Below are 15,828 nucleotides of genomic sequence, written 5' to 3'. Positions count from 1 at the left end.
CTATCAGGCGCGCTTGGCGCGACGTTCAGCAATAAATGCTACCAGGAAGACAGCGCCAATCAGGTCAAAGAAGCCCATGGCAATAAAGAGCGGGTTAAAGCCGATTTTGTCGGCGGTCACGCCGATTAACAGCGAGAACAGGAAGCTGGCGATCCACGCCGCCGAGCCGCGCATGCCGTTTACGGTCGCCATCTGGCCTTTGTCGAACGACTCAACGACCAGGGCGCTCAGCATGCAGGAGATGATCTGGTGCCCGAAGCCGCCGATGGAGATCAGCACGATGGTGATGTACGGGTCGCGGGTAATGGCCACGATGCCCAGCGAGATCATCAGGAACGCGCCCGTCACGGAGCTGGCAACGACCGAGTTAACGCGCGAGCAGCCGAACAGACGGGTATACAGACGCGTCAGGTAGCCGCTCGCCACGCTGCCGAGGTCGGCGGCGAGGAACGGAAGCCAGGCAAACATCGCAATCTGCTTCAGGTCCATGCCGTGCTCTTTGGCGAGGTAAAGCGGCACCCAGAAGCTCAGCACCGCCCAGGCCGGTTCCGCCATAAAGGCCGGGATGGCGATACCGTAGAAGCGTTTGTTTTTCGAGACGGTTTTCAGCGCGGTCAGGAAAGGCAGTTTCACCGCAGGCGGTTCGTTATCCTGCTTGATAAATGCCAGTTCGTCCTTGCCCAGGTTCGGGTGCTGCTCCGGGTTGTGGTAGAACGCCCACCACAGGATCACCCACAGCAGCGCCAGCACGCCGGTAAACATAAATGCGCCCTGCCAGCCGAACGACGCGTGAGCGAAATAGATGATGGGCGGGGCCAGCATCGCGCCGATGGAGAAGCCTACGCCCGCCCAGCCGGCGGCAACGGGTCGCTCTGATTTCGGGAACCATTCGCCGATGGTTTTGGCGTTCGCCGGGGTAGCGGCCGCCTCAGAGGCACCCATAAAGAAGCGCAGAATAGCGAGGTGCAGCCAGCTTCCGGCGCCCGCGTGGAAAATACACATCAGCGCCCAGATCCCGGCGCAGACCATAAAGCCAATCTTCAGGCCGATGACGTCAATCAGCCAGCCGCACAGGGGCTGGAAAATGGTATAGGCGATCTGGAACGCACCGACGATCCAGGAGTATTGCTCTGTGGTGATCCCGAGGCTCTCTTTCAGTTCCGGGGCGAGGATCCCGAGTGAGTTACGGGTGATGTAGTTAACGGTGACGCCAAGTAAGAACAGCACTAGCACGTACCAGCGCAGGTTCTTGATGACGCGACGGGTTTTGCTTGTCGCTACGGTGTTATTGATGTCCTGACTCATTTTACTCTCCACAAGACGGACGGTAAGGGGACGGAGGTTCAGGTGTCACACGGATTTTTATGCCTTTGATTTCTATCCGTTTAAAATGCTTAAGTTGGTATACAACTAGTATGGAAGCTGTGTGACAAGTTCACCTTAAGGAAGAAAATGAGTGGGCAAAAGTGGATTTTGTGCAAAATTTCTCATCACTGACGTAAACCCTCTGGCATGATGGCCTTTATGTCAGCTATTGCCTGACCAATACGCTATGAAAATTTTTTCATTTCGCAAATGGAGCCAGATCACAAAATGGACAAAAGGCTAAAAATCACCGAAATCGCGGCCCGGACGCAGCTCTCGATCAGCACCGTGTCGCGGGTGCTGGCGGGAAAAGCGAATACCAGTGAAAAAGCGCGCGCGAAGGTGCTGGCGTGCGCGCGGGAGCTGGGGGTGATGGACGGCATGGCGGCAGGGCGTCTGCTGCTTAACAGCCTGGTGGTTTTTGCCCCGCAGCGGGCGTTTGACGAGCGGTCCGACATCTTTTACTACCGCGTGATCCAGAGCGTGAGTAAAGGCCTGGCGTCCCACGATGTGCGTCTTCGCTACTGCGCGCTGGAGGAGAACGACAGCGACGCCCAGCTGTTTCTGGCACGCATGAACGAAGCGGACACCCAGGCGGCAATCCTTCTTGGCATCGACGATCCCCATATCCACGATCTGGCAGTGGACGTGGGTAAACCCTGCATGCTGATTAACTGCCGCGACCGGCACATGCGTCTGCCTGCCGTCGCGCCGGATCATCGCGCCATTGGCGAACGGGCGGCGGAATATCTGTTCGAAATGGGACATCGTGAGGTGATGAACGTGCTGTGCCTGCGCCGCTACACCATGGAGCTGCGCCTGGCGGGGATCCGCGACGCGTGGCAGTCTCACAACCTGAAATTCAACGATAAACGCGATCTGCTGGTGGTGCCCAGCTTCAGCGCGCGCGAAACGGAACAGATGGTCAGCAGCTGGCTCAGTGAAGTGCAGGGGAAGGATTTACCGACCGCGTTCCTGGTCGGCGGCGACTTTATGGCGGCGGGCACCATTAGCGCATTACAAAACCACGGCCTGCGCGTGCCGCAGGACGTGTCGGTGATGAGCATTGACGGCTTTAACCTGGCGGCGATTCAGGATGTTCCATTAACGGCGGTGCACGTTCCGCGCGATGAGCTGGGAACCGAAGCGGTATATATGCTCCAGCAGCGGCTGATGCGCCCGGACGCGCCGGTGGGAACATTGCTGCTAAACGGCACGCTGGCCGTGCGGGAATCGGTACGGCGGATACGTCAGGGGAAACGACGCACCGCCGTAGAGCGGGAAGGGCTGTACGACAGTTAAACCATGCCCAGCGCGCGCTTGCCGTGGATGTTGAGATCGTTCACGGTAAAGCGGTCCTGCCAGCTTTTTTCATAATCCTCGCGCGGGAAGTCTCCCGGTGACGCGCCGGTTTCCAGCGCTTCCTTGACCTTTTTCGCGTAGGCGAGGTTTTTCTCGCACATCGGCGCGGCAGGGATGTACATCACGTTGCCCCAGCCCTGCTGATTTTCCACCGGTGCCACGGAGTGAATCACATCGCAGTGCCACCACACGGAATCGCCCGCGTCGAGTGCCGGAATGCTGGTCAGCGCCTCGATCAGCAGCGGGTGCCATTTCTCTGAAACCGGCAGCACGCGCCCCGGCGCCACGCCGCACAGCTCGTCTTCCGGCACGTCGTCCAGCAGCGGCCGCAGCAGAATGTAGGCCATCGCTTCCGGGATTGGCACCACGTGCAGCAGCCCCTGACCTGGGATCATATCTGACAGCGCCGTCCAGCCCTGGAAGGTGCGGAACACCGAGCATTTAGTGGTGTTATCGACGGTGTACTCTTCCACTTCGGTACGGTGCGCGGCGTTCCACGGATCGTATTTCTCGACGTTGCCGTCAAACACGCGGGCGAACACCTGTTGATAAGCCGGAAGCAGCCAGCGCTCCAGCGCGCCGGAGTCGGTATGCGCGCCCAGTCCTTTCGAGGTGGTTCCTGGCGGACGGCGGCGGATACGGTCCGGGTAAATCACGCTCACGTCCGGGTCGAACCACTGCTTGCCTTTGCTCTCGAATGTCCACAAACGGTTCAGGAACGACTGCACCTGCGCCATCTCTTCGCTCTGGCGCGCCTGCATCTGCGCCTGAGACCAGTAAATCGGGTAAATCTCCGGACGAGAGGCCGTCAGGGTGCCGAAGAAGTTATCGCCCGGGCCTTTGTACACCTCGTCAAACTTGTTCAGATCGAGGTAGTCGAGCATCGACCGATCCCACGCCAGCGCCTGCTCGCGAGGGAAATGACCTTTAATCACCGCGCAGCCGCGGCGTTTAACGGCCTCGCGCTGTGCGTCGGTAATGGTGCCGTTTTTCACATCCGCAAACGGGATCACCGGCCAGACGGATTCGCCTTTGTTCTTAAGCGCGTTGATTTCCGCCACGCGGGTGGCAATTTTGTCGCTGAGCTTATTAAATACCGCCTGCACGTCGCCGATCTGCGCGCGCAGCTCACGTTTTAACTGACGGATTGCCGCTTTGTGATCCGCTGGCAAAGTTTCACTGGTAAAGGTCATAACTGCCTCGCATCTTTCATTCGAAAGTAAAAATGTCTACAAGCGATACTTTAAGTTAAAAATAAGTTAATGCAAGTTTAAAAACTTGACGCAAGCCACAGGTCGGAAAAAGAGTGAGAGGCCGGAGCGACGCTCCGGCGAGGAGAGGATCAGACGTCGAACGGGGAATGGTTGTCGAGCACGGCCTGGATGACGTTCAGCGCGCCCTGATGGTTGTTGTCGTCGGTGCCGTAGCGGCTGATTTCTTTGATGCTCGCTGCCGCGTTGCCCATCGCAAAGGAATATTTCACCAGCTTGAGCATCTCGGCATCGTTGCCGCTGTCGCCAATGGCCACGCACTCCTGCGGGGAGATTTTCCAGCGTTTCAGCAGACGGCTAATGCCGTTGGCCTTGTGCAGGCCGGGGATAATCAAATCCACAAATCCAAAGCCGCTGGTGACCGGCTTCATGATGCCGTCCAGGGAGACGTGCAGTTTATCCACCAGATTAGGGATATCGCTGTCCGGCAGGTTCAGGGAGAACTTAAACAGCACGTCGTCAATTTCGCGGTAATCGCTGATGCGCTTTAAGCGATGATAGTGCTTTGACATCAGCGCCACGAATTCTTCAGGAGCCTGGTCGCTGACCCAGGCGCTCTCCAGCCCGCAGGCCACGAAGTTTAGCCCTTTGTCTTTCAGCAGTTCGCCAATTACGATTTGCGATTCATGACGCGTCAGCTCGCCGTGGAAAATCTGTTCGCCGCGATCGAACACCAGCGCGCCGTTTTCCGCCACGAAGGAGATCCTGTCTTTCAGCGCCGGAAAGAAAGAGATGAGCTGGTAATACTGGTTGCCGCTGGCGACAACGAATTCAATGTCGCGGGCTTTAAGCTGTTCAAACTGTGCCTGGAAGCGGTCACGATCGTACTGCTTGGCATCATCAAGGAAAGTTCCGTCCATATCGGTGACGATAACTTTAACGGTCATACTGTGCTCCTGGGTCACTGCGTTTTGAAACATTCTAATAACAAGGTGACGGGGAGCACAAATTTAATTTCGAATGAAAGTCAGCAAGCCGGGTGGCGGCTTCGCCTTACCCGGCCTACGGGGAGACAATGTAGGCCCGGTAAGCGAAGCGCCACCGGGCGTTTTTTTACAGCGTGTGCTCAGTACGGGCGATAATATCGTCCTGCGCATCCGGCGACAGGGCGGTGAAGAACGCCGAGTAGCCCGCGACGCGCACCACCAGGTCACGATACTGGTCAGGATGTTTCTTCGCTTCCAGCAGCGTTTCGCGCGAGACGATGTTGTACTGGATATGCCAGCCTTTATGCACCTCGAAGAAGGTGCGCAGCAGCACCATCAGCTTTTGGCGATCGCTGTCGTTTTCCAGCGTCGACGGGTTCAGCTTCTGGTTCAGCAGCACGCCGCCGAGAATCGCCTCGGTAGGCAGTTTACCCACCGAGCCAATTACCGCCGTCGGGCCGAGGTGGTCCGTACCGGAAGCCGGGCTTGCCCCTTCCGCCAGCGGGGTATGCGCCTTACGTCCGTCCGGCGTGGCCATCGTTGCCGCGCCGAACGGCACGTTTGCGGAGATGGAAGAGGTGCCCGCGTAGTAGTTACCGCCAATCGGGCCGCGGCCGTGGCGAGGGTTGTGGTACTGCTTCAGCTCTTCGATGTAGGTCTGATAGGCGCGCGTCAGCAGCATGTCCACGCTGTCGTCGTCGTTGCCGTACTTCGGCGCGCCGTTGATCAGGCGCTGACGCAGCTGCTCGTGGGTCAGCCCGTCGAAGTCATCCGCCAGCGCCGCCGCCAGCTGCTGCTGACCAATAGTGCTCTGTTCGAACACCAGCTTCTTCACCGCAGCCAGGCTGTTGCCGAGGTTGGCGATGCCCACCTGCAGGCCGGAGACCCAGTCATACTTCGCGCCGCCCTGCTTGATGCTTTTCGCGCGCTCGATGCAGTCGTCCACCAGCGCCGAGCAGAGAATGTCGTGGACGTTCTCTTCCAGCATGGTATCCACCACGTACTCAATCTCGATAGATTTGCGGGTGTAGTAGCGGATCTGGCTGTCCCACGCCGCCATCACTTCGTCGAAGTTGTCGAAGTTACCGGCGGAGAGCGCTTTCTCCCGCGGCAGGAACACCTTGCCGCTGGTGGCGTCGCGCCCGCCTTCCAGCGCGGCCAGCATCACGCGGGCGAAGTTGATAAAGCTCATGCCGGTGCAGCGGTAGCCCCACTTGCCGCCCACCGCGGTTTCGATACAGCCGATGGCCGCGTAGTCGTAGGCGTCGTCTCGTTCAACGCCGAGCTTAATGAATTCCGGAATGACGATTTCATCGTTGTTGAACGCGGGCATCCCGAAGCCGCAGCGGATCACCTGCACGCAGGCGTCGAGGAAGTCGTTGCTCATGCCCGCGTGGTAGCGCACGCTCAGGTTCGGCTGGGTTGAGCGCAGGCGGCCGCAGGATTCCAGAATCGCGTAGGAGAGCGGGTTCACCGCGTCCATCGGCTCACCGTTGACCAGCTTCTGGCCGCCGATGGTGACGTTCTGGTACAGCGGGCTACCGGCGGAAGCCTTGGAGTGCGAGCCGGAGCGGATCTTGTTCACTTCCAGCAGCTTCAGCCAGCAGCTGTGCAGCAGCTCGATGGCGTGCTCGCGGTCGAGGCTCTGGTTCAGCTCAACGTCGCGGCGGTAGTACGGATAGAGATACTGGTCCATACGCGCGAAGGAGACGGAATGGCCGTTGGACTCAATCTGCAGGATCAGCTGGATGAAGTAGCACAGCTGCAGCGCCTGCCAGAAGGTTTTTGGCGGCTCGTGGGCAATCACGTCGCAGTTTTCCGCCATCGCCAGCAGCTCGTCGCGGCGGCTTTCGCGGGTTTCGGTGGACGCCATTTCACGCGCCAGATCGGCAAAGCGTTTGATGTGCAGGCTTACGGCTTCCAGCACGATATCGATCGCCTTCAGGAACTGATCGCCGTGCAGGTCTTCCAGCACCGTCAGGTTGATGCGCGTGCGGCGCTCGGCCACCTTAGCGCGCAGGCCGTCGAGGCCTTTCTCCAGCACCAGCGGGAAGTTAACGGCCAGGTGCGCGTCGCCGGAGGTCATGTTGCCTTCGGCTTTGATAATGCCGGTTTCCAGCAGGCCTTTCTGCTCGTCGGTGAACATGCCGTAGCAGCGGTCCTGCACCGTCTGGCCGCGCCACCACGGGCAGATGTCGTGCAGCACGCGCTTGTTCTCTTCGCTCACCGCAAAGCCCGCGCCCGGGCGGTCCGCCAGATCGTCGATCTCTTTCTCAATCCAGGAGACGGTGTATTCCGGGAAAATCGGCGCGGCGCGCACTTCGCTTGCCTGGTTACCGATAATCAGCTCGTCGTGTTTGATCCAGATGGTACGCTCGGCCAGGTGATGCGCCAGCGCCAGAGCGCGGCGTACCGGGATCGGCTTGTCCATGTGCTGCTGGTACATTTCGGTGTAATGCTGGGCGCGCTCGGTACAGACCGGCGGCTTAACGATATGCACCAGCGCCGTTTTGTGCGCCTTAATGCGCTCGCTGAGGGTGTTGAGATTCAGGGTCGTCATAGGTTTATCCTCGTAAGGTCGCGGTTAACCCTGTCTGGCAGGCGTATTGCTGCGCGAAGTCCAGCAGGGCAGGGTTATCCAGCGGTTTGTCAGGGGCAGAGTAAGGTTGGCCGAGCAGGGTGTATTTGTTCATGCCCAGCGTGTGATACGGCAGAAAATGAATATCGTCGACGCCGAGCTCGTCGGCGGCGAAGTTGGTAATGGCGGTGATGGACGCTTCGTCAGCATTAAAGCCTTGGATCAGCGGCACGCGGATGGTGATTTTTTTTCCGGCGACGGCAAGGCGTTTCAGGTTATCCAGGATCCGCTTAGCCGAACCGTCCGTCCACTGTTTGAACACCTCACCGTCGACGTGCTTCAGGTCGGCGAGGAACAGATCGACGTACGGTAATGACGGCTCGATGTAATGCCACGGCACGTGAAGGCAGGTTTCCACGGCGGTGTGGATCCCCTGTTCGTGGCTGGCTTTAAACAGGGCGTGCGCCAGCTCAGGGTTCATAAACGGCTCGCCGCCGGAGAGGGTGATCCCGCCGCCGCTGCGGTCGTAGAAGGGTTTATCGCGCAGTACGGTCGCCATGATCTCCTCGACCTGCTGTTCTTCACCGCAGACGGTCAGCGCCTGCGTCGGGCAGCAGTCACTAAGGGCGTTGAGCGTGGCTTCATCAAGCTTCTCCCGGTGGATAACCAGGCCATTCAGCGCGCGTTCGATACAGCCCGGTGCCGCCTGCTGGCACAGGTCACAGCCGTCCAGGCACAGGCGCGCATCAAACAGCACGTCCCGGCTGCGGGAGCGGCTTTCCGGGTTCTGGCACCAGCGACAGCCCAGCGAGCAGCCTTTCAGGAACACCACGGTTCGAATACCGGGGCCATCGTGGGTAGAGTAACGCTGAATATTGAAGATCATGATTTCGCCTCTCGAATTGCATATGAAGATTAAATTACTTTCGAATGAAAGTTATCTTGATGCAGGTCAACTACTGAGCAGGTTTTGTCGTGATAGGGTAAGTGCAGGCTAAATTTGAGGGTGACATCATGGAACTTTATCTCGACACATCTGACGTTGCGGCAGTCAAAAAGCTGGCGCGCATTTTCCCGCTGGCGGGCGTAACCACCAACCCAAGCATTGTTGCTGCAGGTAAAACGCCGCTGGACGTTTTGCTGCCAGCGCTGCACGACGCGCTGGGCGGCAAAGGCCGTCTTTTCGCCCAGGTGATGGCGACCACCGCTGAAGGGATGGTGGAGGACGCGCGCAAGCTGCGCGCCATCATTAACGACCTGGTAGTAAAAGTGCCGGTGACCGCCGAAGGGCTGGCGGCGATCAAGATGCTGAAAGCGGAAGGGATCCCGACGCTGGGTACGGCGGTTTACGGTGCTGCGCAGGGGATGCTCTCCGCGCTGGCGGGGGCGGAGTATGTAGCGCCTTACGTTAACCGCCTGGACGCGCAGGGCGGGGACGGGATCCAGACCGTGGTTGAACTGCAACAGCTGCTGACGCTGCACGCCCCGCAGTCAAAGGTGCTGGCCGCGAGCTTCAAAACGCCGCGTCAGGCGCTGGACTGCCTGCTGGCGGGCTGCGAGTCCATCACGCTGCCGCTGGACGTGGCGCAGCAGTTTATTACTTCTCCGGCCGTGGATGCGGCGATTGTGAAGTTTGAGCAGGACTGGCAGGGGGCGTTTGGACGGACGTCGATCTAACGGGTGCGGCCTGATGCCCTCACCCCAACCCTCTCCCACAGGGAGAGGGAGCAAACACTAAAACGGCAACCTGAAGGTTGCCGTTTGCTTTAACCTCCGCAAACCTCACACCCTGGGTTACGCATCAGCTTCATCTCGCGGAACTGGCAGGTCATCGCGTCATACATTACGATTTTCCCCGCGGCAGGTGTGCCGTAGCGCGCCAGCACTTTGATCGCTTCCATCGCCTGCAGCGAGCCAATCACGCCGACCAATGGCGCCATTACGCCCGCCTCAACGCAGGTCAGGGCGTTCTCGCCGAACAAGCGGCTCAGGCAGCGGTAGCAGGGTTCGCCTTCCCCGTACGTGAAGACGCTGATTTGCCCCTCCATGCGGATCGCCGCGCCGGAGACCAGCGGGATTTTGTGGGCAAAGCAGCCCGCGTTCAGCTGGTTACGGACCGTGACGTTATCGGTGCAGTCCAGCACCAGATCATGCTGCGCAATCTGCGCGGACAGCACGTCGTCATCCAGCATCGCGTCAATCAGGGTGAACTGAACGTTGGGGTTGATGCGCGCCAGCGCCGTGCGGGCAGAATCCACCTTCGGCTGTCCAACCGTCGCATCGCTGTGCAGCGTCTGGCGCTGGAGATTTGACACCGACACGGTATCAAAATCCAGCAGCGTCATCCTGCCCACGCCCGCCGCCGCAAGATACTGCGCGGCGGCGCAGCCCAGGCCGCCGAGCCCAACAACCAGCACGCTTGCTGCCTTAAGCGCTTCCTGACCTTCGAAATCAAACCCGCGCAGCACAATCTGGCGGTTGTAGCGCATTATCTCCGGGTCGCTCAGCTCCACCGTCATGTCAGCCTCCGAACAGGTGGTTAAAACGCTCGATCTCAACCCACTCGCCTGCTTCCACATTGCCGCGCTCGCGCTCCAGGACGATAAAGCAGTTGCCCTGGCTGAAGGAGCTGAAAATGTGTGAGCCCTGGTGCCCGGTGGTGCTCACTTCCAGCTCGCCGTCCGCGTTGCGCGCCAGGATGCCGCGCTGGAAATCGAGGCGGCCCGGCGATTTTTTCAGGCGCGTGGAAGCGCGCACGCGCTGGCGTTCCGGCAGCGGGCTGGCGCTGTTGCCGGAAAGCTTCGCCAGCAGCGGGATCACCAGCTGGTAGAAGGTGAGTGCCGCCGAGACCGGATTACCCGGCAGGCCGCAGAACCAGCTGTGCTGGAGTTTGCCAAAGGCGAACGGTTTTCCCGGCTTGATGGCCAGCTTCCAGAAGGCGATTTCACCCAGCTCTTCAAGGATGGTTTTGGTGTAATCCGCTTCGCCCACGGAGACGCCGCCGGAGCTGATGACCACGTCGGCTGCGTTATCCGCCTCGATAAACGCGGCTCGCAGTTTTTCCGGATCGTCAGGAATAATGCCGAGGTTAATCACCTCGCAGCCCAGCTGCTCCAGCATCAGGTGTACCGCCAGGCGGTTGGTGTCGTATATCTGACCGTCCTGCAGCGGCTGGCCCGGAAGCTGCAGCTCGTCGCCGGTGGAGAAAACGGCCACGCGCACTTTACGGATAACGTCGATTTCAGCCACGCCGAGCGACGCCAGCACCGGCAGCTCACCTGCCGTCAGCTTCTGCCCGGCAGAAAAGACCGTCGCGCCAAGCGTGATATCTTCGCCCGTGCGGCGGATGTTCTGGCCCGCTTTGACGTTCGCGGTAAAACGCACGCCGTCGTCGGTCTGTTCGGTCTCTTCCTGCATTACCACGGCGTCGCAGCTGGCCGGAACCGGCGCGCCGGTCATGATGCGCACGCAGGTGCCCGCAGGCCATTCACCGCTAAACGGCTGGCCCGCAAAGGCTTTACCCGCCACAGGCAGGGCATTACCCGTCTGGAGATCCGCCAGGCGTACCGCGTAACCGTCCATCGCGGAATTATCAAACCCCGGCACGTTAAGCGGAGAGACGATATCGCGCGCGGCAATACGGCCAAAACAGCGCACGAGGGGCAGCGTCTCAACGTCATGCAGCGGGGAAATTCGGTCAAGCATCTGCGTGAGTGCCGTCTCAAGCGGCATCAGTCCGGCGGTAAAATCCATGGTGGGCTCCTGCGGAGTAAAAACGAAAGCGGCCATTATGGCAGAAAAGTGCGGCTAACTGTATGACCCGATGGGTGTACGCTTTACATCACAGTTACGTCTTTCTATATTCAAAAATCATCTGAAGTTTCATCGACGATAATGATATTTATAGAAAAAGCCGCAAATCAGGCTAACGGGTGATGCGAATGGTTAATGCGGTAATCGCAATTCATGGTGGCGCCGGGGCAATCACCCGAGCACAGCTCAGTCCCGAGCAGGAAAAGCGCTATATCGACGCGCTGTACGCCATTGTGGAAACGGGTCAGAAAATGCTGAAAGCGGGCGAAAGCGCGCTGGACGTGGTCACCGAGGCGGTGCGCCTGCTGGAAGAGTGTCCGTTATTTAATGCAGGGATCGGTTCGGTCTTTACCCGGGATGAAACGCACGAGCTGGATGCCTGCGTGATGGACGGCGTCACCCTGAAAGCGGGCGCCGTGGCGGGCGTGAGTCATCTGCGCAATCCGGTGCTGGCGGCGCGTCTGGTGATGGAGGCGAGTCCGCACGTGCTGCTCACAGGGGCCGGGGCAGAGGCGTTTGCCTTCGGGCACGGAATGGAACCGGTATCGCCGGATCTGTTTTCCACGGAGGAGCGCTATCAGCAGCTGCTGGAGGCCCGTTCGGCGGGCATGACGCAGCTTGACCATACAGCGCCGCTTGATGAAACCACCAAAATGGGCACGGTCGGCGCGGTGGCGCTGGATAAGGCCGGAAACCTCGCGGCGGCGACCTCAACGGGCGGGATGACCAACAAGCTGCCCGGGCGCGTCGGCGATAGCCCGCTGCCTGGCGCCGGCTGCTACGCCAATAACGCGACGGCGGCGGTGTCGTGTACCGGAACCGGGGAAGTGTTTATTCGCGCCCTCGCGGCCTACGACATCACCGCGCTGATGGATTACGGCGGTTTAAGCCTCAGCGAAGCCTGCGAGCGCGTGGTGATGGAGAAACTGCCTGCCCTGGGCGGCGTCGGCGGGCTCATTGCGGTGGATCGTGAGGGCAACGTGGCTCTGCCGTTCAACAGCGAAGGTATGTACCGCGCCTGGGGTTATGCCGGTGATGAACCGAGCACGGGCATCTATCGTGAATAAGGGGGCAGCGCGTGCCGCACAGTGAAGAACTGGACAACCGCGAAGTGCTGGCTGTCCATCAGCTCAATATTGCGTTTCAGGAAGAGCGGCAGTTCATCCCCGCAGTACAGAATTTATCGTTCACGCTCAGGCGCGGCGAGACGCTGGCGATTGTTGGCGAGTCCGGATCCGGTAAATCGGTCACCGCGCTGGCGCTGATGCGCCTGCTGGAACAGACGGGCGGGCAAATCAGCAGCGAGAAAATGCTCCTGCGCCGCCGTAACCGTCAGGTCATTGATTTAAATGAGCTGAGCGGTTCGCAGATGCAGGGCGTGCGCGGGGCGGATATTGCGATGATCTTCCAGGAGCCGATGACCTCCCTGAACCCGGTTTTCCCGGTCGGGGAACAAATCGCCGAGTCCATCCGCCTGCATCAGGGGCTGAGCGGCGATGAAGCGCTCAACGAGGCCCGACGGATGCTGGAGCTGGTGCGCATCCCGGAGGCGCAGGCCATTCTGGGTCGGTACCCGCATCAGCTTTCCGGCGGCATGCGCCAGCGGGTGATGATTGCCATGGCGCTCTCCTGCCGTCCGGCGGTGCTGGTTGCCGATGAACCGACGACGGCGCTGGACGTGACGATTCAGGCGCAGATCCTGCAGCTCATCAAAGTGCTGCAGCAGGAGATGGAGATGGGGGTGATATTCATCACCCACGATATGGGCGTAGTCGCCGATATCGCCGATCGGGTGCTGGTGATGCACAAGGGCAGCGCGGTGGAAACCGGCCCGGTTGAGCAGATTTTTCACGCGCCCGTGCATCCTTACACCAAAGCGCTGCTGGCGGCGGTTCCGCGCCTGGGGGCGATGAACGGCAGCGATTTGCCGCGCCGCTTCCCGCTGATTTCTCTTGAGGCGTCTGAGCTACAGGAGGAGGAGCGCGAGCAGGACACCGTGGTGCCGGGTAAGCCCATTCTGGAAGTGCGCGATCTGGTCACCCGTTTTCCGCTGCGCAGCGGCGTACTGAACCGCGTTAAGCGCGAAGTGCACGCGGTGGAAAACGTCAGTTTCGATCTTTGGCCGGGCGAAACGCTGGCGCTGGTGGGGGAGTCCGGCTGCGGTAAATCCACCACCGGGCGCGCGTTGCTCCGTCTGGTGGAATCACAGGAAGGCAGCATTACCTTTAACGGCGAGCGCATTGATACCCTTCCGGACAGCAAGCTGCAGGCGGTGCGGCGGGATATTCAGTTTATTTTCCAGGACCCGTATGCCTCCCTCGATCCGCGCCATACGGTGGGGTATTCGATCATGGAGCCGCTGCGGGTACATAACCTGCTCGACGGCGAAGCGGCCCAGCGTCGCGTGGCCTGGCTGCTGGAGCGCGTCGGCCTGAAGCCGGAGCACGCATGGCGTTATCCGCACGAGTTTTCCGGCGGACAGCGGCAGCGTATCTGCATCGCCCGCGCGCTGGCGCTGAACCCGAAAGTGGTGATTGCCGATGAATCCGTCTCGGCGCTGGATGTCTCTATCCGGGCGCAAATCATCAACCTGCTGCTGGATTTACAGCGGGATATGGGCATCGCCTTCCTGTTTATCTCGCACGATATGGCGGTGGTCGAGCGCATCAGCCATCGCGTGGCGGTGATGTTTATGGGGCAGATCGTGGAGATTGGGCCGCGAAGGGCGGTGTTTGAAAACCCGCAGCACCCGTACACCCGCAAGCTTATCGCGGCGGTCCCGGTAGCCGATCCGGCGCATCGTCACGGCCAGCGCGTGCTGCTGCAGGATGAAATGCCGAGCAATATTCATAAACGCGGCGAGGCCGTGGAGCGCGTGACGCTGCGCGAGGTCGGGCCGGGTCATTTCGTCGCTCCCCCGCGTCAGGACAACGCTTTTTCGCGGTTATAACTTACAACAGGCAGGAGAACACAATGGTTACATTTGTAGCGCGTAGATGGTTGTTAGCCGCGAGCGTGACGGCAGCCCTGGCCGCTGCCCCCGCGTTCGCTGCCAAAGACGTGGTGGTCGCCGTCGGCTCCAATTTCACCACGCTCGATCCGTATGACGCCAACGACACGCTCTCTCAGGCGGTGGCGAAATCGTTCTATCAGGGCCTGTTTGGCCTCGATAAAGAGATGAAGCTCAAAAACGTGCTGGCGGAGGGGTATACCGTGTCCGACGACGGGCTGGTGTATACCATCAAACTCAGGACCGGCGTGAAGTTCCAGGACGGGACAGACTTCAATGCGGAGGCGGTGAAGGTTAACCTGGACCGCGCCAGCAATCCGGAAAATAGCCTCAAGCGCTATAACCTGTATAAAAATATCGCCAGCACCGAGGTGGTCGACCCGGCGACGGTCAAAATCACCCTGAAAGAGCCGTTCTCCGCGTTTATCAATATCCTGGCGCATCCGGCAACGGCGATGATTTCCCCTGCCGCGCTGAAAAAATACGGCAAGGAGATCGGCTTCCACCCTGTTGGCACCGGCCCTTACGAACTGCTCACCTGGAACCAGACCGATTTTGTGAAGGTGAAGAAATTCGCGGGATACTGGCAGCAGGGGCTGCCGAAGCTCGACACCATCACCTGGCGCCCGGTGGTGGACAACAACACCCGCGCGGCGATGCTGCAAACCGGCGAGGCGCAGTTTGCCTTCCCGATCCCCTATGAGCAGGCCGCCATTTTGCAGAAAAACAGCAAGCTGGAGCTGGTCGCCAGCCCGTCGATCATGCAGCGCTACATCAGCATGAACGTCACGCAAAAGCCGTTCGATAACCCGAAGGTGCGTGAAGCCATCAACTACGCCATTAACCGTCAGGCGCTGGTGAAGGTCGCTTTTGCCGGCTATGCCACCCCGGCCACCGGCGTGCTGCCGCCGGCGATCGCCTATGCGCAAAGCTATCAGCCGTGGCCGTACGATCCGGCTAAAGCGCGCGAGCTGCTGAAAGAGGCGGGCTTCCCGAACGGTTTCAGCACCACGCTGTGGTCCTCGCATAATCACAGTACCGCCCAGAAGGTGCTGCAATTTACCCAGCAGCAGCTGGCGCAGGTGGGGATCAAGGTACAGGTCACCGCAATGGATGCCGGACAGCGTGCGGCAGAAGTGGAGGGGAAAGGGCAGAAAGAGAGCGGCGTGCGGATGTTCTACACCGGCTGGACGGCCTCGACCGGTGAAGCCGACTGGGCGCTGTCGCCGCTGTTTGCCTCGCAAAACTGGCCGCCAACCCTGTTCAACACCGCGTTTTACAGCAACCCGCAGGTGGACAAAGACCTGGCCGATGCCCTGAAAACCACCAAACCGGAAGAGAAGGCGCGTCTCTATAAAGACGCGCAGGATATTATCTGGAAAGAGTCACCGTGGGTGCCGCTGGTGGTGGAGAAACTGGTGTCAGCCCATAACAAAGCGTTGACGGGGTTCTACATCATGCCGGACACGGGCTTTAGCTTTGACGATGCGGATTTAAAATAAA

The 15,828-nt window shown here is 59.9% G+C and carries 12 protein-coding genes; 5 read left to right on the top strand and 7 right to left on the bottom strand.

What is annotated here, in order from left to right; all coding sequences use genetic code 11:
* Positions 1 to 3: 3 nt before the first annotated feature.
* Positions 4 to 1,305 (bottom strand): MFS transporter, encoded by a 1,302-nt coding sequence (locus tag FOY96_RS14860; protein WP_143347337.1) that lies wholly within the window; start codon positions 1,303 to 1,305, stop codon positions 4 to 6.
* A 288-nt stretch (positions 1,306 to 1,593) separates the two neighbouring features.
* Here FOY96_RS14860 and FOY96_RS14855 point away from each other — a divergent pair, with 288 nt between their 5' ends.
* Positions 1,594 to 2,667: a LacI family DNA-binding transcriptional regulator gene (locus tag FOY96_RS14855; RefSeq protein ID WP_033145014.1), complete on the top strand. Its 1,074-nt coding sequence runs from the start codon at positions 1,594 to 1,596 to the stop codon at positions 2,665 to 2,667.
* Here FOY96_RS14855 and FOY96_RS14850 read toward each other — a convergent pair.
* From FOY96_RS14850 to FOY96_RS14835, 4 genes are all read right to left on the bottom strand, one after another.
* On the bottom strand, positions 2,664 to 3,920 hold the full coding sequence (locus FOY96_RS14850) for a DUF1479 domain-containing protein (RefSeq protein ID WP_143347336.1): 1,257 nt from the start codon (positions 3,918 to 3,920) through the stop codon (positions 2,664 to 2,666). The genes FOY96_RS14855 and FOY96_RS14850 overlap by 4 nt on opposite strands.
* Positions 3,921 to 4,069: 149 nt before the next feature.
* Positions 4,070 to 4,885, bottom strand: coding sequence for a Cof-type HAD-IIB family hydrolase (locus FOY96_RS14845; protein ID WP_143347335.1), 816 nt, complete (start codon positions 4,883 to 4,885; stop codon positions 4,070 to 4,072).
* Positions 4,886 to 5,051: 166 nt separating this feature from the next.
* Positions 5,052 to 7,484 carry a formate C-acetyltransferase/glycerol dehydratase family glycyl radical enzyme gene (locus FOY96_RS14840; RefSeq protein WP_143347334.1) on the bottom strand — a complete coding sequence of 811 codons (2,433 nt, stop codon included), beginning with the start codon at positions 7,482 to 7,484 and terminating at the stop codon, positions 5,052 to 5,054.
* Positions 7,485 to 7,488: 4 nt separating this feature from the next.
* A complete protein-coding gene (locus FOY96_RS14835; RefSeq protein ID WP_143347333.1) occupies positions 7,489 to 8,388 on the bottom strand; it encodes a glycyl-radical enzyme activating protein in 900 nt (299 codons plus the stop codon).
* A gap of 128 nt (positions 8,389 to 8,516) precedes the next feature.
* On the opposite strand from FOY96_RS14835, the gene fsa reads away from it, so the two are divergent.
* A complete protein-coding gene (gene fsa, locus FOY96_RS14830) occupies positions 8,517 to 9,179 on the top strand; it encodes a fructose-6-phosphate aldolase (protein ID WP_047061455.1) in 663 nt (220 codons plus the stop codon).
* A gap of 89 nt (positions 9,180 to 9,268) precedes the next feature.
* On the opposite strand, the gene moeB is transcribed toward fsa, so the two are convergent.
* Together moeB and moeA are read right to left on the bottom strand one after the other, a co-directional pair.
* A complete protein-coding gene (moeB, locus tag FOY96_RS14825) occupies positions 9,269 to 10,021 on the bottom strand; it encodes a molybdopterin-synthase adenylyltransferase MoeB (RefSeq protein ID WP_143347332.1) in 753 nt (250 codons plus the stop codon).
* Between the two features lies 1 nt (position 10,022).
* Positions 10,023 to 11,255, bottom strand: a complete 1,233-nt coding sequence (moeA, locus tag FOY96_RS14820) for a molybdopterin molybdotransferase MoeA (protein WP_143347331.1) — start codon at positions 11,253 to 11,255, stop codon at positions 10,023 to 10,025.
* Between the two features lie 188 nt (positions 11,256 to 11,443).
* On the opposite strand from moeA, the gene iaaA reads away from it, so the two are divergent.
* The 3 genes from iaaA to gsiB are packed head-to-tail and all read left to right on the top strand — an operon-like array spanning position 11,444 to position 15,827.
* Positions 11,444 to 12,382 (top strand): beta-aspartyl-peptidase, encoded by a 939-nt coding sequence (gene iaaA, locus FOY96_RS14815; protein WP_143347782.1) that lies wholly within the window; start codon positions 11,444 to 11,446, stop codon positions 12,380 to 12,382.
* An 11-nt stretch (positions 12,383 to 12,393) separates the two neighbouring features.
* A complete protein-coding gene (gene gsiA, locus FOY96_RS14810; RefSeq protein ID WP_143347330.1) occupies positions 12,394 to 14,265 on the top strand; it encodes a glutathione ABC transporter ATP-binding protein GsiA in 1,872 nt (623 codons plus the stop codon).
* Positions 14,266 to 14,288: 23 nt separating this feature from the next.
* The gene (gsiB, locus tag FOY96_RS14805) at positions 14,289 to 15,827 is read left to right on the top strand and encodes a glutathione ABC transporter substrate-binding protein GsiB (protein WP_033145024.1); all 1,539 of its coding nucleotides are present in this window, start codon (positions 14,289 to 14,291) and stop codon (positions 15,825 to 15,827) included.
* The last annotated feature ends 1 nt before the right edge of the window (position 15,828 follow it).

Origin of the sequence: Enterobacter asburiae, assembly GCF_007035645.1 — a bacterium.
Lineage (GTDB): Bacteria > Pseudomonadota > Gammaproteobacteria > Enterobacterales > Enterobacteriaceae > Enterobacter > Enterobacter asburiae_B.
This window is presented reverse-complemented; position numbering and strand designations above follow the sequence as displayed.

Excerpts from the sequence above, each read along its gene's own strand:
- FOY96_RS14860 (WP_143347337.1), bottom strand. The coding sequence starts at position 1,305 with ATGAGTCAGGACATCAATAACACCGTAGCGACAAGCAAAACCCGTCGC.
- FOY96_RS14855 (WP_033145014.1), top strand. The coding sequence starts at position 1,594 with ATGGACAAAAGGCTAAAAATCACCGAAATCGCGGCCCGGACGCAGCTC.
- FOY96_RS14850 (WP_143347336.1), bottom strand. The coding sequence starts at position 3,920 with ATGACCTTTACCAGTGAAACTTTGCCAGCGGATCACAAAGCGGCAATC.
- FOY96_RS14845 (WP_143347335.1), bottom strand. The coding sequence starts at position 4,885 with ATGACCGTTAAAGTTATCGTCACCGATATGGACGGAACTTTCCTTGAT.
- FOY96_RS14840 (WP_143347334.1), bottom strand. The coding sequence starts at position 7,484 with ATGACGACCCTGAATCTCAACACCCTCAGCGAGCGCATTAAGGCGCAC.
- FOY96_RS14835 (WP_143347333.1), bottom strand. The coding sequence starts at position 8,388 with ATGATCTTCAATATTCAGCGTTACTCTACCCACGATGGCCCCGGTATT.
- fsa (WP_047061455.1), top strand. The coding sequence starts at position 8,517 with ATGGAACTTTATCTCGACACATCTGACGTTGCGGCAGTCAAAAAGCTG.
- moeB (WP_143347332.1), bottom strand. The coding sequence starts at position 10,021 with ATGACGGTGGAGCTGAGCGACCCGGAGATAATGCGCTACAACCGCCAG.
- moeA (WP_143347331.1), bottom strand. The coding sequence starts at position 11,255 with ATGGATTTTACCGCCGGACTGATGCCGCTTGAGACGGCACTCACGCAG.
- iaaA (WP_143347782.1), top strand. The coding sequence starts at position 11,444 with ATGGTTAATGCGGTAATCGCAATTCATGGTGGCGCCGGGGCAATCACC.
- gsiB (WP_033145024.1), top strand. The coding sequence starts at position 14,289 with ATGGTTACATTTGTAGCGCGTAGATGGTTGTTAGCCGCGAGCGTGACG.